Source organism: Glutamicibacter sp. (assembly GCF_032154645.1).
Taxonomy (GTDB): Bacteria; Actinomycetota; Actinomycetes; order Actinomycetales; family Micrococcaceae; genus Glutamicibacter.
In genome coordinates, this window is the sequence record NZ_JALDXV010000008.1 from 135,146 (window position 1) to 155,773 (window position 20,628).

At 60.3% G+C, this 20,628-nt stretch carries 20 protein-coding genes; 11 read left to right on the forward strand and 9 right to left on the reverse strand.

The genetic code is table 11. The annotated features are described in order from the left end of the window. Positions 1 to 14 precede the first annotated feature (14 nt). Together RUH64_RS09105 and RUH64_RS09110 are read right to left on the reverse strand one after the other, a co-directional pair. Positions 15 to 893, reverse strand: a complete 879-nt coding sequence (locus tag RUH64_RS09105; RefSeq protein WP_313812918.1) for an ABC transporter permease — start codon at positions 891 to 893, stop codon at positions 15 to 17. Further along, complete coding sequence (locus tag RUH64_RS09110; RefSeq protein WP_313812919.1) at positions 890 to 1,939, reverse strand: TIM barrel protein; 1,050 nt, start codon at positions 1,937 to 1,939, stop codon at positions 890 to 892. Before RUH64_RS09110 ends, RUH64_RS09105 begins: the two co-directional genes overlap by 4 nt. A 144-nt stretch (positions 1,940 to 2,083) precedes the next feature. On the opposite strand from RUH64_RS09110, the gene RUH64_RS09115 reads away from it, so the two are divergent. From RUH64_RS09115 to RUH64_RS09125, 3 genes are all read left to right on the forward strand, one after another. Further along, on the forward strand, positions 2,084 to 2,785 hold the full coding sequence (locus RUH64_RS09115) for an FCD domain-containing protein (protein ID WP_313812920.1): 702 nt from the start codon (positions 2,084 to 2,086) through the stop codon (positions 2,783 to 2,785). A 73-nt stretch (positions 2,786 to 2,858) separates the two neighbouring features. Then, complete coding sequence (locus tag RUH64_RS09120) at positions 2,859 to 4,325, forward strand: chlorohydrolase family protein (RefSeq protein WP_313812921.1); 1,467 nt, start codon at positions 2,859 to 2,861, stop codon at positions 4,323 to 4,325. 40 nt (positions 4,326 to 4,365) lie between these two features. Continuing rightward, on the forward strand, positions 4,366 to 4,737 hold the full coding sequence (locus RUH64_RS09125; protein WP_313812922.1) for a DUF3817 domain-containing protein: 372 nt from the start codon (positions 4,366 to 4,368) through the stop codon (positions 4,735 to 4,737). Positions 4,738 to 4,790: 53 nt separating this feature from the next. Here RUH64_RS09125 and RUH64_RS09130 read toward each other — a convergent pair whose 3' ends face one another. The 3 genes from RUH64_RS09130 to RUH64_RS09140 all read right to left on the reverse strand — a co-directional run bounded on the left by RUH64_RS09130 (position 4,791) and on the right by RUH64_RS09140 (position 7,839). Then, entirely contained in the window at positions 4,791 to 5,558 is a 768-nt protein-coding gene (locus RUH64_RS09130) for a fumarylacetoacetate hydrolase family protein (protein ID WP_313812923.1), read from the reverse strand. 476 nt (positions 5,559 to 6,034) lie between these two features. Beyond that, positions 6,035 to 6,661, reverse strand: a complete 627-nt coding sequence (locus tag RUH64_RS09135) for a response regulator transcription factor (RefSeq protein ID WP_313812924.1) — start codon at positions 6,659 to 6,661, stop codon at positions 6,035 to 6,037. After that, entirely contained in the window at positions 6,658 to 7,839 is a 1,182-nt protein-coding gene (locus tag RUH64_RS09140) for a sensor histidine kinase (protein ID WP_313812925.1), read from the reverse strand. The genes RUH64_RS09135 and RUH64_RS09140 overlap by 4 nt, the downstream gene beginning before the upstream one ends. Positions 7,840 to 7,978: 139 nt before the next feature. On the opposite strand from RUH64_RS09140, the gene RUH64_RS09145 reads away from it, so the two are divergent. Together RUH64_RS09145 and RUH64_RS09150 are read left to right on the forward strand one after the other, a co-directional pair. Continuing rightward, positions 7,979 to 8,881 carry a DUF4822 domain-containing protein gene (locus RUH64_RS09145; RefSeq protein WP_313812926.1) on the forward strand — a complete coding sequence of 301 codons (903 nt, stop codon included), beginning with the start codon at positions 7,979 to 7,981 and terminating at the stop codon, positions 8,879 to 8,881. Positions 8,882 to 9,032: 151 nt separating this feature from the next. Further along, positions 9,033 to 9,719, forward strand: a complete 687-nt coding sequence (locus tag RUH64_RS09150; RefSeq protein ID WP_313812927.1) for a YceI family protein — start codon at positions 9,033 to 9,035, stop codon at positions 9,717 to 9,719. Here the strand turns inward: RUH64_RS09150 and RUH64_RS09155 are convergent. Next, entirely contained in the window at positions 9,716 to 10,306 is a 591-nt protein-coding gene (locus tag RUH64_RS09155; RefSeq protein ID WP_313812928.1) for a TetR/AcrR family transcriptional regulator, read from the reverse strand. The two genes, RUH64_RS09150 and RUH64_RS09155, sit on opposite strands and share 4 nt — an antisense overlap. 99 nt (positions 10,307 to 10,405) lie before the next feature. Here RUH64_RS09155 and RUH64_RS09160 point away from each other — a divergent pair, with 99 nt between their 5' ends. After that, complete coding sequence (locus tag RUH64_RS09160) at positions 10,406 to 11,260, forward strand: NmrA/HSCARG family protein (RefSeq protein ID WP_313812929.1); 855 nt, start codon at positions 10,406 to 10,408, stop codon at positions 11,258 to 11,260. Between the two features lie 60 nt (positions 11,261 to 11,320). Here RUH64_RS09160 and RUH64_RS09165 read toward each other — a convergent pair whose 3' ends face one another. Next, entirely contained in the window at positions 11,321 to 12,814 is a 1,494-nt protein-coding gene (locus tag RUH64_RS09165; protein WP_313812930.1) for an amino acid permease, read from the reverse strand. A 186-nt stretch (positions 12,815 to 13,000) separates the two neighbouring features. Here RUH64_RS09165 and RUH64_RS09170 point away from each other — a divergent pair, with 186 nt between their 5' ends. Beyond that, positions 13,001 to 13,846 carry a CoA ester lyase gene (locus RUH64_RS09170; protein ID WP_313812931.1) on the forward strand — a complete coding sequence of 282 codons (846 nt, stop codon included), beginning with the start codon at positions 13,001 to 13,003 and terminating at the stop codon, positions 13,844 to 13,846. A 253-nt stretch (positions 13,847 to 14,099) separates the two neighbouring features. On the opposite strand, the gene RUH64_RS09175 is transcribed toward RUH64_RS09170, so the two are convergent. After that, the gene (locus RUH64_RS09175) at positions 14,100 to 15,608 is read right to left on the reverse strand and encodes a sodium:alanine symporter family protein (protein ID WP_313812932.1); all 1,509 of its coding nucleotides are present in this window, start codon (positions 15,606 to 15,608) and stop codon (positions 14,100 to 14,102) included. 245 nt (positions 15,609 to 15,853) lie between these two features. Beyond that, a complete protein-coding gene (locus RUH64_RS09180) occupies positions 15,854 to 16,711 on the reverse strand; it encodes a fumarylacetoacetate hydrolase family protein (protein WP_313812933.1) in 858 nt (285 codons plus the stop codon). A gap of 217 nt (positions 16,712 to 16,928) precedes the next feature. Between RUH64_RS09180 and RUH64_RS09185 the strand changes: the two genes are divergently transcribed. Genes RUH64_RS09185 through RUH64_RS09200 form a run of 4 tightly spaced genes read left to right on the forward strand, consistent with a single transcriptional unit; the run spans position 16,929 to position 20,524 of the window. Next, on the forward strand, positions 16,929 to 17,570 hold the full coding sequence (locus tag RUH64_RS09185; protein ID WP_313812934.1) for an ABC transporter permease: 642 nt from the start codon (positions 16,929 to 16,931) through the stop codon (positions 17,568 to 17,570). Further along, positions 17,563 to 18,822, forward strand: a complete 1,260-nt coding sequence (locus RUH64_RS09190; RefSeq protein WP_396276000.1) for a betaine/proline/choline family ABC transporter ATP-binding protein — start codon at positions 17,563 to 17,565, stop codon at positions 18,820 to 18,822. Before RUH64_RS09185 ends, RUH64_RS09190 begins: the two co-directional genes overlap by 8 nt. After that, positions 18,819 to 19,547: an ABC transporter permease gene (locus RUH64_RS09195; protein ID WP_313812935.1), complete on the forward strand. Its 729-nt coding sequence runs from the start codon at positions 18,819 to 18,821 to the stop codon at positions 19,545 to 19,547. Before RUH64_RS09190 ends, RUH64_RS09195 begins: the two co-directional genes overlap by 4 nt. Beyond that, on the forward strand, positions 19,544 to 20,524 hold the full coding sequence (locus RUH64_RS09200) for a glycine betaine ABC transporter substrate-binding protein (RefSeq protein WP_313812936.1): 981 nt from the start codon (positions 19,544 to 19,546) through the stop codon (positions 20,522 to 20,524). The genes RUH64_RS09195 and RUH64_RS09200 overlap by 4 nt, the downstream gene beginning before the upstream one ends. Positions 20,525 to 20,628: the final 104 nt, after the last annotated feature.

The following is a 20,628-nucleotide window of genomic DNA, read 5'->3' on the forward strand; positions in this document are numbered from 1 at the left end:
AGCCTTTTCCTTTCCTATACCGCGTCCGAACGCGGATCGAGAACCTCGCGGGCGCGGTCGGCGATCAGTGTGGTCAGGGTTACCGCAACCAGCAGACCCAAACCAGGGAAACCGGCAATCCACCATTGTCCGGTGAGGAAGAACTGTTGACCGTCGGTGATCATAGCTCCCCATTCAGCCGTTGGCGGCTGGGCGCCGAGGCCAAGGAAGCCCAGCGCTGCCAGAGAAAGGATGGCTGCGCCAAAGACCGCAGCCATCTGCAGGATCATGGTTGGGATTAGGTGCGGCAAGACATGGCGAAGCAGGATGCGTGATGGGTGGGCGCCGATTGCGTCGGTGGAACGGATGAAGTCCTGACCGTACAGGCGCATCACCTCGCTGCGCAGTGTTCTCATGTACCAAGGGAATGAATGCAGCGACAAGCCAATGATCACTGCTGTGATCCCTGGGCGCAGGGCCATAGCGATGGCCATAGCCAGCAGGATGGCAGGAAAGCAGAGAATCGAATTGGTTAACCATGTAAGCACCGAGTCGACCCAGCCTCGCATTGAGCCTGATAGCAGAGCCAGTGCGCAGCCGATGACTGCACCAATAACCGCGATCATCAAACCGGCGAAAACCGAGGTGCGACCGCCTGCTAGGAAGCGGGCTAGCATATCGCGTCCAGTGTCGTCGGTGCCCATAGGATGGGCCGCACTAGGAGCCTGCAGGACATTCGCCAGATTAATGGCATCGGCGTCCAGCGGCCACAGCAGTGGTCCTACCAGCAACGCAAGGATCAAAAGAACAAAGAGGCTCAGAAAAATGCTCAGTGCAGCATCGCGTTTGAGGAACACCGCCAGCGAGTTGCTACGTTGTTGGGTCGCGTGGACTGAAGCAACGCTCAGCGTCATGACTCCTCCGATGCTGTGGTGCGCGCCGCCAATTTACTCAACACGGCCGATAGGTTCGTGGCCGAGGCTTTTAGCTGGGCCAGTTTGCTTTCCGCGCTGGGTTCTTCGTCCCAGTTCTCCAGGTCCGCGATGTCTCCTCTTGCCGCGAGCTGCGTGGTTGTCCAGGCATAGCCAGCAAGTGCTCCCAACTGGACAGGATCACTGTGCGGCTCGGAAGCAAACCATGAAGGGTCGTGTACAGGTGTGTCGAAACGGCCTTGATGTTGTTCTACGGTAAAAGTTCGAACACCCGCGTCCCAGAGCACTTCAAGTAGCCGCAGGTAATCCAGAACCCCTTCGCCAATGGGCCGCAGGCGACGACGGTACCCGGTGCCGATTGGGAAGAGGACTATGTCCTCGAGATGCGTGCTGCCGATCTGATCGGCAAGCTTCGTGGTGACTGCTAGGGGATCTTCGCCGCGCACCACGAGGTTTGCCACATCGAGGCCGATGGAAAATACCGCCGGATCCAGACTGTCGACGATAGCCGATACTTCTCCGGAGGCGAGATCTTCGTGAGTTTTCAGGTTGATACGGGCTCCGGCCTGGGCAGCCAGCGGGCTGAGCGACTTCAGGGTATGCCGGATCTGTCGCAGTTGCTGGCTGTGGCTGGTGTCCCTGATGCTACGGGTGTAAAAGAAGTAGTTCCGGCAGCCTAGTTCCAATCCCAGTTCTAGGGCTGTGCAGGCTTCGGAACGCAGGGCCAATGGATCGCCGACGGGCCCAGCCGAGCCGAGACCGAGAGTCAGTTCAATGTCAGCACTGTGCAGTTCCGCGACAACATCACGAAGTTCCTGCTGGGTAGAATTCTGCATTTCCAATGGAAGTGAGTTGATCGTAATTGCGGTGAAGCCTGCAGCTAGGGCGGCTTTGATGCTGTGCTGTAGGTCTTGTTCAGCATGGGTTGGAAATCGGGAGAATTGCGCCCCGATGCGGAACGTGGACTGTTTGAATGCGGCTGAGGTGTCCGGGGATGAATCGATCCCACGGTGTGTGATCTGCGTCATGGGACAGTTTTATCAGACATCCGATGTCTGACGTAAGACTGGTTATTGAAAACTTTTTATGGCACTATCACAAGCACTAGTGCCCAATAATTACTTCAGGGCTATTCGAAACCTGTGGTCAACCGGAATACCAAGGGGGAAGCAATGGGTGCAATTACTCGGCGCAGTGTCGTGGATGAAGCTATCGATCTAATGCGAGATCGCATTACTGATGGACGGTGGAACCTAGGGATGCGCTTGCCGGCGGAGCCTGAGCTTTCGGCCGAATTAGGGCTGTCTCGAGCGGCACTGCGTGAAGCTGTGCGCGCCCTTGTTCAGGCGGGCCTGTTGGGCATTAGGCGCGGGGATGGAACGTTTGTTACCGCCGTTGATGAGAGAGCCGTAGCCCTGCGCCGCGGCATTGCGAATACTTCGGAGCGCGACATAATCGAGACGAGGCAGGCGCTGGATATTCCTGCGGCAGCCCTGGCGGCGCAACGTCGGACTGATGAGGACCTTCGTATTCTAGAAGCCGCACTACTGCGCCGCCGTGAAGCTGCAACCGCGGGAAATTTGGTCGAGTTCCGAGCTGCGGACCACGACTTTCACCGCGCCGTCTTTGCTGCGACGCACAACGATCTCTTGATCATGCTTCACCAAACTCTGACCGAAGTCGTCGAGGCAGAATGGGTGACCCCCGTGGGCGTCGCGCGCGCCGCAATTGCGGAGCATGATGACCATGACGAGATCTATCGTGCCATTCGGGATCAGGATCCGCAGCGGTCCGTGGCATCGGTAGGTTCGATCTTGGATCGCCATGAGAGCGACTTGAATACAGCCGAGTCTAGGGAAGGCCTAAGATGCTAGTTTGATTCGGTATACCAAGTTCGCCGTTTCTTGGGTAAGCTGAGTCACAGCACCGAACTACTAGGAGAACCGAATGGGACAGATCACCCGCGTCAAGGCGGCCTTTGTTATTGGATTTGACAACGACGACCACTGCATCTGGCCGCAGGGTGAACTGGTTCACGAGGACGACAAGATCATCTTCGTCGGCCGCGGCTACACCGGCCGCGTCGACGTGGAAGTCGATGCGGGGCACGCAATTGTGTCGCCTGGATTTGTGGATACCAATGCGCTAGCGGACATCGACCACGCCCTGTTTGACTCCTGGCCTGCGGGGGATCGCCGCCTCGGTTTGATGTGGTCTGAAGAGTACCTGCACAACCACGGTGCGGTATTCACCCAGGAGGAAATGCTCTTCCGCCGCCAGTTTGCGATCAGCCAGCTGGTCCGCAACGGCATCACCACTATCATGCCCATCGCGGCCGAAACCTATTTCCCATGGTGCGAAGACTACGACGACATGGCAATGCTCGCAGGCGCCGTCAAGGATCTGGGCATCCGCGGCTACCTCGGCCCCAGCTACCGAGCGCTGGTTCCCTACACCGACGGGCAGTCAGGCAAGCTGCACGAGGACGAGGCCAAGGGCCTCGACGGCCTGCAGCAGGCAGTGAAGTTCGCGGAAGATTTTGACGGGACTGCGGACGGAAAGATCCGTGCAGCCCTGCTTCCCGCCCGCATTGAGACGCAGACCGAACGCACGCTGAAGATGACCCGCGCCGCCGCAGACGAGCTGGATCTGCCGGTCCGCCTGCACGCGGCCCAGGGGTTGGCGGAGGCGGAAGTCATTTTCCAGCGCACCGGCAAGCGCTCCATTCCGTATCTGCATGAAATCGGCTTCCTCAAGGACAAGACCTTCATCCCACATGTATGGACCGTGCCAGGCAACCGCCACATGCCTGAAAAATACGGCCAGGGTGACGACGTGAAGCTGCTGGGGGAGAACGGCACCTCGGTGATCTACTGCCCAATCCCCACGGCGCACTACGGAGGCGGCATCGACAACTTCGATGCCTACCTGGCCAAGGGGACCCGCGTGGTAATGGGCACCGATTCGGCCCCGCCGAACATGATCCGCGGCCTCGACCTGGCCATGGGCATGACCAAAACCCTGACAGCTGAACGCTCGACAGCGCTCGCCGAAGACCTCTATCGCGCGGCCACCGTTGAACCTGCCCGCGCACTGGGCCGCGAGGACATCGGTCGCCTGAGCGTGGGAGCCCAGGCCGACTACTTCGTCTTGGATATGGCGTCGACCCACATGGGGCCGCACGTGGATCCGATCCGCACGCTGATCATGAACGGCGACGGCCGTGACATCAACCGCGTAGTGATTGCGGGTAAGACCATTGTTGAAGACAAGGAAATCGTCACCGTCGACACCAGCAGCTATGTACTCAAGGCGCAGAACTTCATGGACAAGTATGTTGCTTCCTTTAGCAACAGCGACTTCAAGAAGCGCGATACCGCCGAGCTTTTCCCTTCCACCTTCCCGGTGAGGTAGCCTAGGCGGGATTGTCTTTTGGCGTTTGAGGAGCGAGTTCGTGACGGCTACCGGTGTGGCAACCCCTACCCTGCAGGAAAATCTGCCGCCTCGTGGATCGGTGAGCTGGCAGCAGGGCATCCGCCAGCTGTTCCGCATCGTCTCCTTCGTTGAAGTAGTTACCTGGATCGGCATGCTGACAGCCATGGTGTTCAAATACTTCATCAACGGCAATGCCATGGGAGTGACGATCTTCGGGTGGGCGCACGGGCTGACATGGCTCGCCTATCTAGTGATTACCACGCTCACCGCGTTGACCTTCCGCTGGAGGATCTGGGTGTGGTTGACCGGCTGCGTCGGCTCCGGCCTGCCGTTCATCACCTGGCCCTTCGAATACTGGATGATGAAGTCTGGTCGACTCGACGTTAAATAGGATGATCCCAGTCCACCAGGGTGGTGGACTGGGATCATCTAGTTAATGCCTATTTAGTGGAAGTTCGCGCTGACGCTTCCCACTCCGGTGATGGCAGCCGTGGCAGTCGTCGAATCTCCCAGCGGCGCTGGAACATTCATCGAACCGCTGAGGATGACATCCCCTGGTTTCAGGCCATCTGCGGTCTGTGCCAGGTAGCGGGCCAGCCATGCTACCGATTCGAGCGGGTTGCCCATGACGGTTTCGGTGGACCCAGGGTGTTCCGAGGTGCCGACGGTTAGCAGGCTGGTGGCTGCGGCAATGTCTGCCGGCAGCTCAACTGGCTCTCCAACCACCGCGGCGGCGGCGTTCGTATTGTCTGCCACCAGCAGTGGAAGATTTGACGGTCCGCCGGTCCAGCGGCTGTCAACGATTTCGATGGCGGGAGCCACTGCCTTGGTGGCAGCGATAACGTCTTCGACGGTCGCTTCCGGGTTGTTCAGCGGTTCCCCGATGATGAAAGCGACCTCTGCCTCAACTGCTGGGTTGCGCATGGCTTCGGTAGAAATTGATCCACCGGCTTCGATGAGGGTGCTTTCAAGTAGGTAGCCCTGTACCGGTCCGTCGGCATTGAAGGAATCGCGGACGGCTGCGGCGGTGAGGCCGATCTTGTATCCAACGACGCGGTCGCCCTCTGCTTCGGCGATTTCGCGGCCGTGGGCTGCGATGATGGCTGCCAGCTGCAGGTCTAGTGACTCGGTTCCAAGGGTGGACACCGGCGCGCCGCTGCGGGTGGCCAGGCGCAGATCACGTGCAACGCTTTGAATGCTAGATGCTTCCATATCACTTCCTTCGGTTGTACGAAAAACTGAACGACAGGTCCCTTGGGAGGGATCTGTCGTAACTATTCGTATGGGCTTGTGTGTAACCGTTCGGTGCAGCTTCAGCGTTTGAGATTATCGCTGGTGCGTTTTCTGGCTACCTAATGATCATGACTAATCGCACAGTGAAAAAGAAATTTCATTACGTGGAAAAACTAGTGACTGGCGTCGGTGAGCGGAAGGCCTCAAGCGATGAGCGGCATCACGTTTGTGCTGAATTTACGGCAGATCACAGTTAGGGAGGATTTACCGGATGCCTCAGGGGCAAGTTTTCAAGGTTACGAAAATAGGATGCCGACCCAGCTTTTATGATTTAAAGCTAGGTCGGCAGGCGAAAATATGCTACGTCACGCGGTTAACTGAACGCGGCTCATGCCGCCGGCGTCACGCAGTGACAATGCCTGCGACATTCGATGGTGCGTTCGCGGCAGGTTTAATTAAGCCCGCCGAATGATGCGCTGGGCGATGGCTTCGGCCACCGCGCCGGCGCGCGTGTCGGTGTTCAGCTTCGTGTAGATGTGCGCCAGGTGGGACTTCACGGTGCCCTCGGAGACGAACAGCGACTTGGCGATCTCCTTGTTGCTCTTGCCCTCCGCCAATAGCTCCAACACGTCGACCTCGCGGGCGGTGATCTGCGGGGTGGGATTGGAATTGCGCTTGACCAGAGTCGCTGCGACCACCGGGGCAAGCACCGTTTCGCCGCGCGCCACCGATCGCACCGCCTCGAAAAGCTGGGCCGGGGGAGTGTCCTTGAGCAGGTAGCCCAGGGCGCCGGCATCCAGCGACTTGAGGATGTCGCTTTCGGTGTCATAGGTGGTCAGCACCAAAACCTGCGGCGGATTGGGCAGCGCGCGCACGGCGCGGGTCACCTCGATGCCGCCGGGTCCGGCGCCCAGGTGCAGGTCCATGAGCACCACATCGGGCGCCTCGCGCTTGACCAGTTCCAGGGCACTGGCCTGATCGTGCCCCTGCCCCACAACCTCGATGTCCTGGGCCGATTCAAGCAGCGCGACGATCCCGGCGCGGACCACCGGATGGTCGTCGATCAGGGCAATGCGGATCATGCTTCCTCCCAGGGAAATACAACTGACAACGAGGTTCCCTCACCCGGGGAACTCTCAACGGTAAAACTACCACCCAAACTCAGCACCCTGCGGCGCAGCCCCGGCAGCCCGTGGCCGCGCAGGGCCGGGGCGTGCCGGGTCTGCGGAGTGAATCCGCGGCCGTCGTCGCGGATGTCCAGAAGCAGCGCATCGTCGTCGAAGGTCAGGGTGACCATGGCCCGGCCCGCCGCGGCATGGTCGCGCACATTTGCCAGGGCGCCGCGCACGGTGAAGATCACCGCTTCGGCCAGATCCGCCGGCAGCGGGCGGGCCTCCCCCTCGAAGCGCAGCCCCAGGTCGGTGCCCGCGCAGGGCTGGGCGATGATCGCTTCCAACTGGCTGCGCAGCGCGCCGGGGGAGACAGCGCTCAGCGACTCCTCGGCCAGATCGCGCACCACCCGGCGCACCGTGTCCAAGGCGCCGCGTGCGGTCTGCGCCGCGGTGTGCACCCGGTCGCGGGCGGCCTGAGACCCCCAGGACTGCTCGGCCGCCTGCAGGAAGAGGTTGATGCTTGACAGGTCCTGGCCGATGGAATCGTGGATGTCGCGCGAGAGCCGCGCCCTTTCAGCGATGGCGCCGGTGCGCCGCTGCTCGCTGGCGAGGTCCTCCTGGGCCTGCAGCAGCTCTTCCACTGCCTTGGCCCGAGCGGTGGATTCGCGCTCCAGCGCCCGGTAGACGATCACCGTCACCAGCCCGATGCCGATGGGGCCTGCGATCAGGGTCGGGTCGATGGCAGTGCCAACGCTCAGCCAGCCGACGGTGATGGTCAGCATCATCGCGGAGATCACCACCGCCGCCCAGGTGAAGGGCAGCATCTGCAGCACGGCGAAGGCCAGCGGCACCGAACACCAGGCAAAGCTCGGGGCGATGAGCGTCAGCAACGCCCAGAGTGCGACGACCACCAGCGACCAGGCGATGCTCCAGCCGTGCTTGTTGGCCAGCGGGCGCAGCGCATAGGCGACGACCAGTCCCGCGGTGCCCAGCAGCACCGGCAATCCGTCGGCAAAGAGGTCATGGCGCTCGTGGTAGCGCAGGGCGCTGGAAAGCAGCAGAATCACGAAGATCAGATCCAGCCAGCGGTCCAGGCGCTGCATCTGCCCCAGAATTCCGCGGCGCTTCGCGGGCTCGACTATGTCCATAGGTTCGTATTCTACGGCGGCAGCCAACCCCGGCTATCATCCGTTCGGCTATTTCTTCCTAGCCGCGTGCCAGATGTTGTGCCCTTTTAAGCACAGCAGGATGGAGATAACAGGAAAACCACCGAGCGAAGGAATCATCGTGAACTTCAAGTCCAAGCCAGCCAAGACGATCACCGCCCTGGGTTCGGCCGTTCTGGCCATGAGCCTGCTGGCCGCCTGCGGCTCCACCGCTTCCGAAGCGCCTGCGTCCTCCTCGGCCGCCGCCGAGTCGGCCGCGCAGACCCCGTCGCAGGTGCTGTCCTCCACCGCCTGGGAGACTACCGGCGCCGTGGATCAGGACGGCAACAAGGTCGAGCTGACCGACGATGCAGCCAAGAACTACGTGGGCTTCGCCTACTTCAACGACGGCGGCGACTTCCAGATGTACACCCTGGACGACGCACCGAAGATGCAGGGCGACTGGACCGTCTCCGAAGACGGCAAGACCCGCCACATCGTGGCCAAGGACGGCTCGGGCAAGACCCTGTTCGAGCGCGATTCTGAGATCACCGAGCTGACCGGCGACGAGTTCACCTACCGCACCTACCCTGAAGAGGGCAACAAAGAGGTCTACGTGGACATCATCCACACCCCGACCGACCACGCAGAACCAGCAGCGCTGACTCCGTCGCAGGTATTGTCCTCCACCGCGTGGGAGACCACCGGCGCGGTGGACCAGGACGGCGAAAAGGTTGAACTGACCGACGACGCCGCGAAGAACTACGTGGGCTACGCCTACTTCAACGAGGGCGGCGACTTCACCATGTACACCCTGGAGGATGCGCCGAAGATGCAGGGCGACTGGACCGTGTCCGAGGACGGCAAGACCCGCCACATCGTCGCCAAGGACGAGTCGGGCAAGACCCTGTTCGAGCGCGATTCGGAAATCACCGAGCTGACCAAGGACGAGTTCACCTACCGCGTTCCTTCCGAGGAAGCCAAGGGCGAGTACGTGGACATCATCCACACCCCAACCGACCACGCTGAGCCTGCAGGCAAGTAACCTGCCTAGCGGCGGCGGCCTGCCGGAAGAACACCTCCGGCAGGCCGCCGCAGTGGTTTAACCCAGGGGGCGGCCACCTAGAAAAGTCAAAGCGTCAACAAATTTTCCTTCGCTACCCTCGGAGCAGGAAACCAAGGCCAAGGGACGGCAGATGAAAAAGAAATCCAAGATCATACTCAGCTCGACGCTGGCAGGCGTAGTGATCCTCGGGGCCGCCGGTGCCATTGCCGGCCCCGTGATCTATCGCGACCTGATCGTGGGAGAAGCCGCCCTGGCGCCGACGCTTGATGCCCAGCCCTCGGCCAACGGAACAGCGGCGGCGGATTTGAACGGCCAGTGGGTCATCGGCCCCGGATCCTACGCGGGCTACCGGGTTGATGAGGTGCTCAACGGAACCGATGTCACCGTCGTGGGGCGCACCGAACAGGTCACCGGCGACCTGTCGGTCTCGAAGGATACCCTGGACTCGGCACAGATCACCGTCGAAGTGGCCTCCATTGCCACCGATGCCGCGGGGCGTGACGACTACTTCCGCAGCACCACCATGAATGCCGAGCAGTATCCCACCGCTACCTTCAAACTCAGCGAACCGGTGGACCTGAGCGGCCTCGGCACCGACGATGACAAGGTCGCGGTGGCCGGCGAGCTGACCCTGGCAGGGAGCACCAAGCCAGTTACCCTGGAACTCGATGCCGCCGTGGATCAGGACTCCGGGCAGGCGGTGGGCCAGATTCCGGTGACCTTTGCCGACTTCGGCATCGAGGCGCCGAGCCTGGGATTCGTGAAGGTTCAGCCGCAGGGCACGATCGAGTTCTCGCTGAACCTCGATCGCTCCTAGGGCAGGCGCAGCTGCGCCACTAGTTGATGGGTCTTGACCAGCTGCGCCGTGGTGGCCTGGCCCAGGGGGACGTTGCAGGCAAGGTGCCGGATGGCGGAGGCCCCCAGTGCCGAGCAATATTCAATGCTCACGATGGTGTCCAGGGTTGCCGGCAGCCCCGCCTCCTTGAGCCTGGAGTGGATCAGGTCTTCGATCTGACGTTCATGGGCCGCCAGCGCATTGCGCAGCGGCAGATCCTGAGTAGTCAGCGCGTGCAGCCAGATCAGAAACCTCGTCTGCTCATCGCTCTGCGCGGCAAAATGCTCGGCATACAGTTGATTCAGCGCCACCCGCAGCTGATGCGGTTCCCGCGGTGGGTCGAAGCTCTCCAGCAGGACCGTCAGGTTGCGCAGCGGCCAGAAGACCGCGTCGGCCTTGGTCTCAAAGTGGCGGAAGAAGGTGCTCTGGGAGATGCCTGCGTGGGTGGCGATGAGCGCGGCGGTCATACCCTCATAGCCGTGTTCAGCCACCAGATCTGCGGCAATCTGGTGAACGCGGGAAACCAGCTCGTTTCTTCTTCGTTCCCTTAAGCCTGTCTGTTCGGTCATGTCCCCGCCTGTGATCAATTGGATATTCCCCTCTCAAATAATGATAGCTACAATCAAAGTGATAGTGACTCTCACATTTTTCTAACGAAGGAACACCCCTTGAGCGATTCAATTGCAGTTTTCGGTGCCACCGGCCAGCAGGGCGGTTCGGTAGTCAAGGCCCTGCGTGAGCGCGGACTGTCGGTCCGCGCCCTGGCCCGCGACCCGCAGGGAGGCCGCGCACAGGCGCTGCGCGAGCTCGGTGCTCAGGTTGTGGCCGCAGACATCACCGATCCTGCAAGCATCACCTCCGCGCTGCAGGGTATCGATACCTTTGTGTTCATGACCAGCATGGACGGCGCCGGGGTAGGCAGCGAGGCCGAACAGGGCAAGGCGCTGGTGGACGCCGCCCGCGCCGCCGGGGTGAAGCGCTACATCTACAACGCCGGAGCCGCCTCGGAACGCCCTACTCAGGTGCCGCACTTCGAGTCAAAGGGCGAGGTGGAACGCTACATCACCAGCCTGGGGCTGGATGCCTACTTCATCCACCCCGTGTATTTCATGGACAACTTCCAGAACTTCGGCATCGACCGCGAGGGTGAGGAACTGGTGGTCCGTTTGGCCATCCCCGCAGGGGTGCCGCTGCAAATGATCGGCGTGAAGGACATCGGGGCGATGACCGCGCTGGCGGTGGTGTACCCCGAACGGCTGCCTGAAAACTTCGTGGAGTTCGCCGGCGACGAGCTGACCGGCGAGCAGATGGCCCAGGCGGTGGGCGAGCACTTCGGCATGCCCGCCCGCTACGAGGCGCTGCCGCTGGAAGTCTTCGACGGCGCCTATGACATGCAGCAGATGTTCCGCTACTTCTCATCCGCCCCGTCCTACCGGGCGGACCTGCTGGAGTCGGCCCGCCTGATCCCGGGCCTGTCCAACTTCAAGCAGTGGCTGCGCGCCACGAACTTCGAACTGAATTAGGCTGAATTAAAGCGAAGAGTCCGCTGCATTGCTGCAGCGGACTCTTCGGTATTCAGCGTGTTAGACGCGGGCCTTGGTGGCCAGGTATTCGGCGGCTTCGCGCTTCTCGTCGGCGATGCGTGACTCGTGGTCGGCGCGGGCCTTGGCATGGGCCGGGTTGCGGCGTAGCGCCAGGTAGCCGATGGCCAGCAGGGCGAACCAAATCGGGGTGGCGATCAGGCCTGCCAGAGTGTCCGGATCCTTGGTGAAAGCCCAGAGCAGGAAGACGAAGAACGCCATCACTACGTACGGCATTACAGTACCCAGCGGCATCTTGAACTTCGACTCGTCGTGAGCCTGTGGACGCAGCTTGCGGTACACCAGGTAGGAGACCAGGATGATGGTCCACACGAACATGAAGCACAGTGAGGAAATCGTGGTCACGATGGAGAAGCCGGTGGACTTGTCCAGGCCGAAGACCAGCAGCACGATCGATGAAAGCAGACAGACGCCGGAGAGGAACAGCGCGTTCTTCGGCACCTTGCGGATCGACAGCTTGGCGAAGATGCTCGGTGCATCGCCCTCGGTAGCCAGGCCGTACACCATGCGGGAGGTCGAGTAGATGCCCGAGTTCGCCGAGGACATCGCGGAGGTCAGTACGACCAGGTTCACCAGGTGGGCGGCTGCGCCCAAGCCTGCCAGGGAGAAGAGCATGACGAACGGGGATTCGTCCTTGCTGAAGTTCTGCCACGGAACCACGGACATCAGGATGACCAGCGAGCCCACATAGAAGAGCAGGATACGTACCGGAATAGCGTTGACGGCCTTGGGTAGGTTGTGCTCCGGGTTCTTGGTCTCGGCTGCGGCGGTGCCCACCAGCTCGATGCCGACGAAGGCGAACACAGCAATCTGGAAGCCCATGATGAAGCCCATGAAGCCGCCGCCGAAGAAGCCGCCGCCCTGGGTGAACAGGTTCAAGAAGGACGCCGAGGCGGTGCCATTCTCGTAATCGTGGGTGAAGCCGGTGAAGATTAGGATCAGGCCGACGACGATCAACGCGACGATGGCGACGATCTTGATCATGGCGAACCAGAATTCGGTCTCGCCGAAGCCCTTCACCGATGGCAGGTTCAGCACAATGAGGATGACGATCACCGCGATGGCGGTAATCCACAAAGGCCAAGTGGTTGGCGTCCAGTAGGCCACGTATACGGAGGCAATAACGATCACGTCGGCCACGCCGGTCACGATCCAACAGAACCAATAGGTCCAGCCGGTGAAGAACGCGGCCCAGGGACCCAGGATGTCTCCGGCGAAGTCGGAGAAGTTGCGGTAGCCGGTGCGGCTGAGCAGCAGTTCACCCATGGCACGCATGACGAAGTACAGCATGAAGCCGATGATCATGTAGACCAAGATGACCGACGGGCCGGCGACGGAGATCGTCTTGCCGGATCCCATGAACAGGCCGGTGCCGATGGCACCGCCGATGGCGATCAGCTGGATGTGGCGGTTGGACAGTGCGCGTTCGAGCTCTGGCTCGTTGGCGTTGGGATTCTCCGTGGTCGATGATGCCACGTGGTGCCCCTTTCGTATATCGCTTGCGCGATGCGAGTGATCGTTCCAGATGGGGGCTCTGCCGAGCCCAGTGAGTCACATTACAGCATTTGGACTCCATCTTGTAATTGGCATCACAGTGAGCTAGTGATTTCATACGGGCCTTTGTATTAGGGGCAAGGGGGAGAAGATGAGTAGTCTAGAGGCATGGCATTTCGAAATCGTCGCGCTGCGGCTCTCCCAGCAAAGTTGTCTCGTTCCTGGCTTTTGGTCAATGCGGCAAAAGAAGAAGATTTCGCGCCGGCCCTAGCTTGCGAGGCTGACTCCGTCATCTTTGACATGGAAGCCTCGGTTCCGGATGACAAGAAAGCCCAGGCTCGCGACGCCGTCGTCAACGCACTGTCCAATGGCATGACCGCCTGGGTGCGCGTGAACGGCATCGACACCGATTTCTGGGCCGACGATCTGGCAGCGCTTTCTACTGCCCCCGGACTTCGCGGCGTCATGCTTGCCATGACCGAGAAGCCCGAGCAGGTTACCTATACCGCGATGCGACTGCGCGCCGGCACCCCGGTGCTCGCGCTGATCGAGTCCGCCGCCGGTATTGAGAACGCTACCGCGATCGCCTCGGCTCCCGGCACCTTCCGCCTGGCCTTCGGCGTGAATGACTTCCGCAAGGACACCGGTGTGTCCGATGATCCCCTGGCCCTGGCCTACGCCCGCGGCAAGCTCGTGGTGGCTTCCCGCGTGGGCAAGCTGCCCGGCGCGATCGACGGTCCGCCTCCTGCGGGCGCCGATGACGCGGTGGTCACCGAGGAAACCCGCATCACCGCCTCGATGGGCATGACCGGCAAACTGGTGCTGTCCCGCGACCACGTCGACGGCATCAATGCCGGACTGGCGCCAAGCGAAGACGAGCTGTCCTGGGCAATGGAACTGCTCGAAGCCCATGCCGCCGGTGCTTCGGTGGGCGACGGTTCATACTTGCCCCGTTTGGCCCGCGCCCAGAAGATCGCCGATCTCGCGGACTCCTACGGTCTGTGGAACGCTTAAGCTTCTAAGAATTGCCCGGCCTCGTGCCGGGTTTTTCTTTGCCCATTAATGGAATATATTTTCAATTAAATGACATGAAAATAAGACTTTTTAGAAGTAAAAGCGCAAAAGCATCGCCTTGACGCTCAATTGCCATTGCGCGAGCAGATGTTAGAGCTGGTGAAGGAACCGGGCTGTGCGGCGGCATAGGGAATCAAATTTTCGGGGCAACATAAAAGCTCCCGCACCCAGGTGCGGGAGCTTTTATGGACGGTCAGCGTACTGAATCAGCTTCCGTTTCCCCGCCGAGCCGGGAACGCGACGAACCGATAACATCTCCCTGCTTCCACTCGGCCCATCCAGGACGAGCGTTCATGAAGTCTTCAATCTGAGCCTTGTCGGCTTCCAGCTTTGGATCGTGTTTCAGGTACCATCGCGTTTCCCTGACAATCAATCCCGAAAGTATCAACAGGCCGATGAGGTTTGGCAGCGCCATCAAGCCATTCATCATGTCAGAGAAGTTCCAGATCACCGTGAGCTCGGTGGTGCAGCCGATAAATACCACCAGCGAGAACAAGACTCGGAATGGCATGACGGCACGGCGACCGATGAGCCGTTCGATATTGCGCTCACCGTAGTAGCACCAGCCGAGGATGGTAGAGAACGCGAACATCACCAGGCCGAGAGTGACAATCCAATGGCCCCATTCGCCTGGCAGACCGTAGGTGAATGCCTGTCCAGTCATGAGCGCCGGCGAAATTTGTTCTCCGGTTTCGGGGTCAATCATGTTCCAAACACCGGTGGTGATGATGACCAGACCGGTGCAGGTGACGACGATGATGGTATCGATGAAGGTCTGAGTCATTGAGACCAGACCCTGGCGGACTGGGTGAGTGGTTTGAGCGGCAGCCGCAGCGATAGCGGCCGAACCCATACCTGACTCGTTGGAGAAGATGCCACGGGCAACGCCGTACTGGACCGCGATGATGATTGCCGATCCTGCGAAACCGCCGACCGCAGAGGTGCCGGTGAACGCATCGGTAAAGATCTGGGCAAATGCTTCAGGGATGCCAGCGACATTGGCGATGAGAATATATAAAGAAGCGGCAACGTAGAACACGATCATCACCGGCACGAAGCCCGCAGTCACGCGGCCGATGGACTTGATGCCTCCAACCAAAACTGCCAAAGACAATACGGTCAATACCGACCCGGTAACCCATGGTGAAATGTTGAACGAGTTGTCAAGGTTGGCAGCGATCGAGTTGCCTTGGGTCATGTTGCCGATGCCGAAGCAGGCGATCGTGGCGGCTACTGCGAAGAACAACGCAAGGAATTTGCCGAACGGACCCCTGATGCCGCGCTCCAGGTAGTATTGCGGACCGCCGGATTTTTCGCCCGCTGCATCTGTGCCGCGGAAGCGAACGCCCAAGAACGCTTCGGAGTACTTCGAAGCCATGCCGAGCAATCCGGTAACCCACATCCAGAAAAGAGCTCCGGGTCCGCCGATGCCGATGGCTGTTGCCACACCGACGATGTTGCCGGTTCCGACCGTCGCCGCCAGAGCGGTGGTCAAGGCCTGGAACTGCGAGACGTCGCCCTCAGCTCCAGCATCCTTGCGCTTGATCAGCCCTAGACGCAAGGATGCGCCCAGCTTGAAGAACTGCAGCCCTCCCAAACGAATCGTCAGATATAGGCCGGTTCCTAATAGTAGGGGGATGAGGACGTAGGGTCCCCAAATTATCGCTGAAATGTCTCCTAAGAAAACACTCAAGTTTTCCATCAAGCCGTTCCTTCGTATGTGCGAGTCATGAAGAACTGTGCATTTCAAGATGCAAAGCTCTTAGTCTGACACACCCTATATGAAGTAGAGATCTAAGTCACAGGATCAGGTCGCTGCGCCGACGAATGTTATGGATTTGAGACAGGCAATATTCGGGGCTGGTGTGCCCGTGAGTTCATTGTTGCCGCGGGAAACTGGGCCGCGCAATCTGCGTCAAGGCGCGGACCCAGTTGAACCGCCAGCGGCTAATTTTCAGGTGCCCTGAATGTTACCTTCGAGGTACCGAGGCCCTCGATGCTGGTCTCTAGAACGTCGCCGGCCGTGAGCCATGGGTGGCGGCCATGCTCATTGCGCCGTCCCAGGGCCACGCCCGCAGGGGTACCGGTGAGGATGACGTCCCCGGGCTGCAGCTCGTTGAAGGCGGACAAGTAGGCGACCAGATCATTGGCGGTGAAGATCAGGTCGTCGATCGTGCTGTCCTGGACCGTTTCGCCATTGACCACACTGGTGATGCGGGCGTCAGGCTGGAGTTCGTCGGCGGTGACCAGCCAGGGTCCGAGCGGCGTGGTCTTGTCCCAGACCTTGCCCTGCAGCCATTCCGAGGTTCGACCCTGATAGCCGCGCATCGACACATCGCTGCTGACGCTATAACCGGCGATATGCTCTGCCGCATCCGCTGCGGCAATCCGGCGCCCCGGTTTGCCGATAATGATCGCCAGCTCTGCCTCGTAGTCGATCCGGTGGTCTTCGGCAGGGATTTGGATGGGGTCGTTGGCGCCGCACAGGGTGGATGCAAACTTTGCGAAGACCGCAGGGTACTCTGGCAGGTCCTTACCGACCTCGGCGGCGTGAGCCTTGTAGTTCAGTCCAATGCAGTAGACCTTGCTGGGATTGGTGACGACGGGGGCGTAGTTTGCTTCCGCTTCGGCAATGGATTCACCCACCAGGGCACGCGCGATGACCTCTTGCTGGATGCCATCTTCCAGGCGCAGAAAACGCTGCACCGAATCAAGATTTTCAAGGTAGTAAACCCTACCTTCTTCGATGACCGCAGCCGTCGTGTGGCCGGGGTCGCTGGCAAGTCGGAGCGTAGCAAGTTTCATACTCCCTATCGAACTACATTTAGCGCTCAGGTGCACGCACTTATCAGAATTTTCGAATGACGTGACGAGGGGTTTAATAACTCCTAGTCAGATGGCAGGTTATGAATAGTCAACTGGTTTTGGATGACGAAGGCCACTAAGCTAGGCAAAAGACTTGGGGCCTGAACGGCTCGAAAACGACTGATTGATACGCAACTGAAGTGAAGTAGGTTTTAATGTGGGTGACTTTATTGGCGAGCGATATCGCCAAATATTATTTGCCTCCTGGCAGCATTTTTCGCTGGTCGCACAGTGTTTGATCCTTGCCACGGTGATTGCGGTGTTGATCGCAATTCTGGTTTATCGCAACAAAACAATGGCGGGCCTCGCTAACGGAGTGAGCGCCATCGGCCTGACAATTCCATCCTTCGCCCTGATCGGTCTGCTGATCGTTCCCTTCGGGTTCGGCGTGACCCCAGCGGTCATCGTGGTGACATTCTTCGCGGCCCTTCCAATCCTGCGCAACGCGATTGTGGGCCTTAACAATATTGAGCCGACCATTGTCGAGTCGGCTCGCGGCATCGGCATGAGCAGGATCAAGACCCTGTTCGCCGTCGAAATCCCCATCGCCTGGCCGGTCATCCTCACCGGCGTGCGAATTTCTGCCCAGATGGTCATGGGCGTGGCAGCGGTGGTTGCCTATGCCTTGGGCCCTGGCCTGGGTGGATTCATCTTCTCGGGGCTCTCCCGACTGGGCGGCGCGAACTCACTCGAATCGGTAGTGACCGGTGTGGTGGGCGTTGTCATTCTTGCCCTGATTCTCGATCTCATTCTGCTCGGCATCGGCCGACTGACGACCCCGCGAGGTATTCGTGTCTGATTCAAAGATTTCTTCAACGTCCGAGCCGGGCAGCAACGTCACCGGCGCATCCATCATGCTCGAGGAAGTCACCAAGACCTACCCCGGGCAGAAAAAATCGGCGGTCGGCGGGCTGACCCTTGAAATCCCCGCAGGCTCGATCGTCATGTTCGTCGGCCCCTCGGGCTGCGGCAAGACCACTACCTTGAAGATGATTAACCGTCTGATCGAGCCCACCAGCGGCCAGATCGTCATTAACGGTGAAGACGTCACCAACATGAACGGCGATGAACTTCGCCGACGCATCGGCTATGTGATTCAGGCCGGCGGCCTGTTCCCGCATATGACCGTGGCAACGAACATTGCGATGGTGCCCAAGATGCTCGGCTGGAGCAAGGAGAAGATTGCGGCGCGAGTCGATGAACTTCTCGAGCTGGTGTCGTTGGACCCGGAGCTGTACCGCGACAGGTTCCCGAAGGAGCTTTCCGGAGGCCAGCAGCAGCGCGTAGGCGTGGCCCGCGCGCTCGCGGCGGATCCACCGGTGCTGCTGATGGATGAGCCGTTCGGCGCGGTAGATCCAATTACCCGTCAGCGTCTGCAGGACGAGCTGCTGAACATCCAATCCGAGGTGCAGAAAACCATCGTCTGCGTGACCCACGACTTTGACGAAGCGGTCAAGCTGGGGGACTGGATCGCGATCTTCAACGAGGGCGCACAGCTTGAACAGTACGATTCACCGGAACGCATTCTGGCCAACCCTGCCAGCGAATTCGTTGAGAACTTTATCGGTTCCGGTGCCGGCCTCAAGCAGCTGACGCTGACCCGCGTCAACGAGGTTGAGCTGTTGGATACGGTGACCACCACGCCGGGCAAGCGCGCCTCGGATGTGCTCTCGCAGCTTCAGGGCGCGGGACGCAAATTCGCAGTGGTCCTTGATTCGCGCGGCCGTCCGCTGCGCCGCCTTGACCGCCGTCAGCTTTCCCGCGCAGAGATCATCGAGGGAACCTACGACCCGGATCTTCCGGTGGTGGGTGAGCAGGCGACGCTGAACGACGCATTGGACACGATGCTGGTCGCCAGCGCCGAGTCCGCACTGGTCACCGGTCCGCGCGATGTCTTCAAGGGCCTGATCACGGTGCAGACGGTGATGGAGGCCATCGCAGCGGCGAACGCTTCCATGGATGCAGACCACGAGGCCCCGGTCGGACTGAACTCGGGAGCCATTAATCTGGTGGACATCGAGGATGCCGCATCAAGTGGTGAAACAGCATGAACGCAGAGCGACGTGGACTGATTTACCAGCTGCTGGGCATTGTCGCTGCCTTCGCGGTACTTGTACTGTGGCTGGTGAATGCCGACCTGAGCGATACCGAGCGGCAGACCCTGGACCCGGCAACAATCCTGAAGTACACCCTGGAGCACCTTCAGCTCACCGTGATCTCAGCCGTGATCGTGCTGTTGATCGCCATCCCGCTGGGCATCATCCTGACCCGTCCCTCGATGCGCAAGGCTGCACCAGCGGTGCGCGCCGTCGCAAACTTCGGGCAGGCGGCACCCGCCATCGGCGTGATCGTGCTGTTGGCCTTCTGGCTTGGATTCGGTGCGCGCACCGCCATCGTTGCCCTGGTGATCTATGCAATCCTGCCGGTGCTTTCAAACACCATTGTCGGGTTGCAGCAGGTGGATCAGCGGCTGGTTGAAGCCGGTCGCGGCATTGGGATGAGCCAGGGTGCGGTGCTCTTCAAGATCGAGCTTCCCCTGGCGGTGCCGGTGATGCTTGCAGGCATCCGCACCGCGCTGGTGCTCTTGGTGGGAACCGCCACCCTCGCCACCTTCATCAACGGCGGCGGTCTGGGCATCCTGATCACCACCGGGGTAAACCTGAATCTGAACGTAGTACTCATCGCCGGATCGCTGCTTGTTGCACTCTTGGCGCTGACCATCGACTGGGTGGGGCGCGTGGTGGAACAACTGGCCCGACCGAAGGGACTTTCATGAACCGCACATTAAAACTTGCCATCATGTCAGTGGCCCTGATGATCGGGCTGACCGGCTGCGGGCTGGAACCATCGACCGGTACCGTCCCCGCATCGGCCCCGGCAAAGATCCAGCCGATCCAGGGTCTGCCCGAGGACGCAAAGGCCACGGTCACCTCAAAGTCCTTTACCGAGCAGTTGATCATTGGAAAAATCACCGTCATCGCCATGAAGACCGCCGGCTTCGACGTCACCGACCTGACCAACGTTCCCGGCTCGCAGCCGGCTCGGCAGTTGCTGCTTTCCGGCGACGCCAGCTTGTTATGGGAGTACACCGGCACCGCATGGCTGACCTACCTGGGCAATGAAGAACCGGTGGACGGTTCTCAAGCGCAGTGGGAAGCGGTACGTGATGCGGATGTCCCCAACAATATTGTGTGGGGGGAGCCTGCCCCGTTGAACAACACCTACGCCTTGGCCATGAACCGCGAAACCACCGAGCGGCTGGGCATCACCAAGCTCTCGCAGCTCAAGGACCTGGGCAGCAAGGATCTGACCTTCTGCGTCGACCCGGAGTTCAACTCGCGACGCGACGGCCTGACGCCCATGCTCGAGCACTATGGCATCGACCGCGGTACCAGCGTTCCGGAAGACAACATCGGGTTGTACGACGTGGGCGCGATCTACCAGGCTACGGCCGACGGTGCCTGCAACTTCGGCGAGGTTTTCACGACCGATGGCCGTATCAAGGCTCTGGACCTGACGGTGCTTGAAGACGACGAGCATTATTTCCCGAGCTACAACGCGGCTCCCGCCTTCAATGGAGACTTCATTAAGCAGTATCCGCAGGTGAAGGATCTGATGAATCAGATCGCACCGTTGCTGACCGATGAGGCGCTGATGGAAATGAACTATCAGGTTGACGTTGTGGGCCGTGAGCCCTCGGACGTCGCCTTCGAGTGGATGGTCGATCAAGGACTGGTCGCCAAACCCGAGTAGAGATTGAAGAAGCACGCACCGAAGGTGCGTGCTTCTTCATATTAAACGCCTGTGAGTATTGAGGTGGCTGGTCTGGGACTAGCTGGCAGGATAAGAACCAGCCG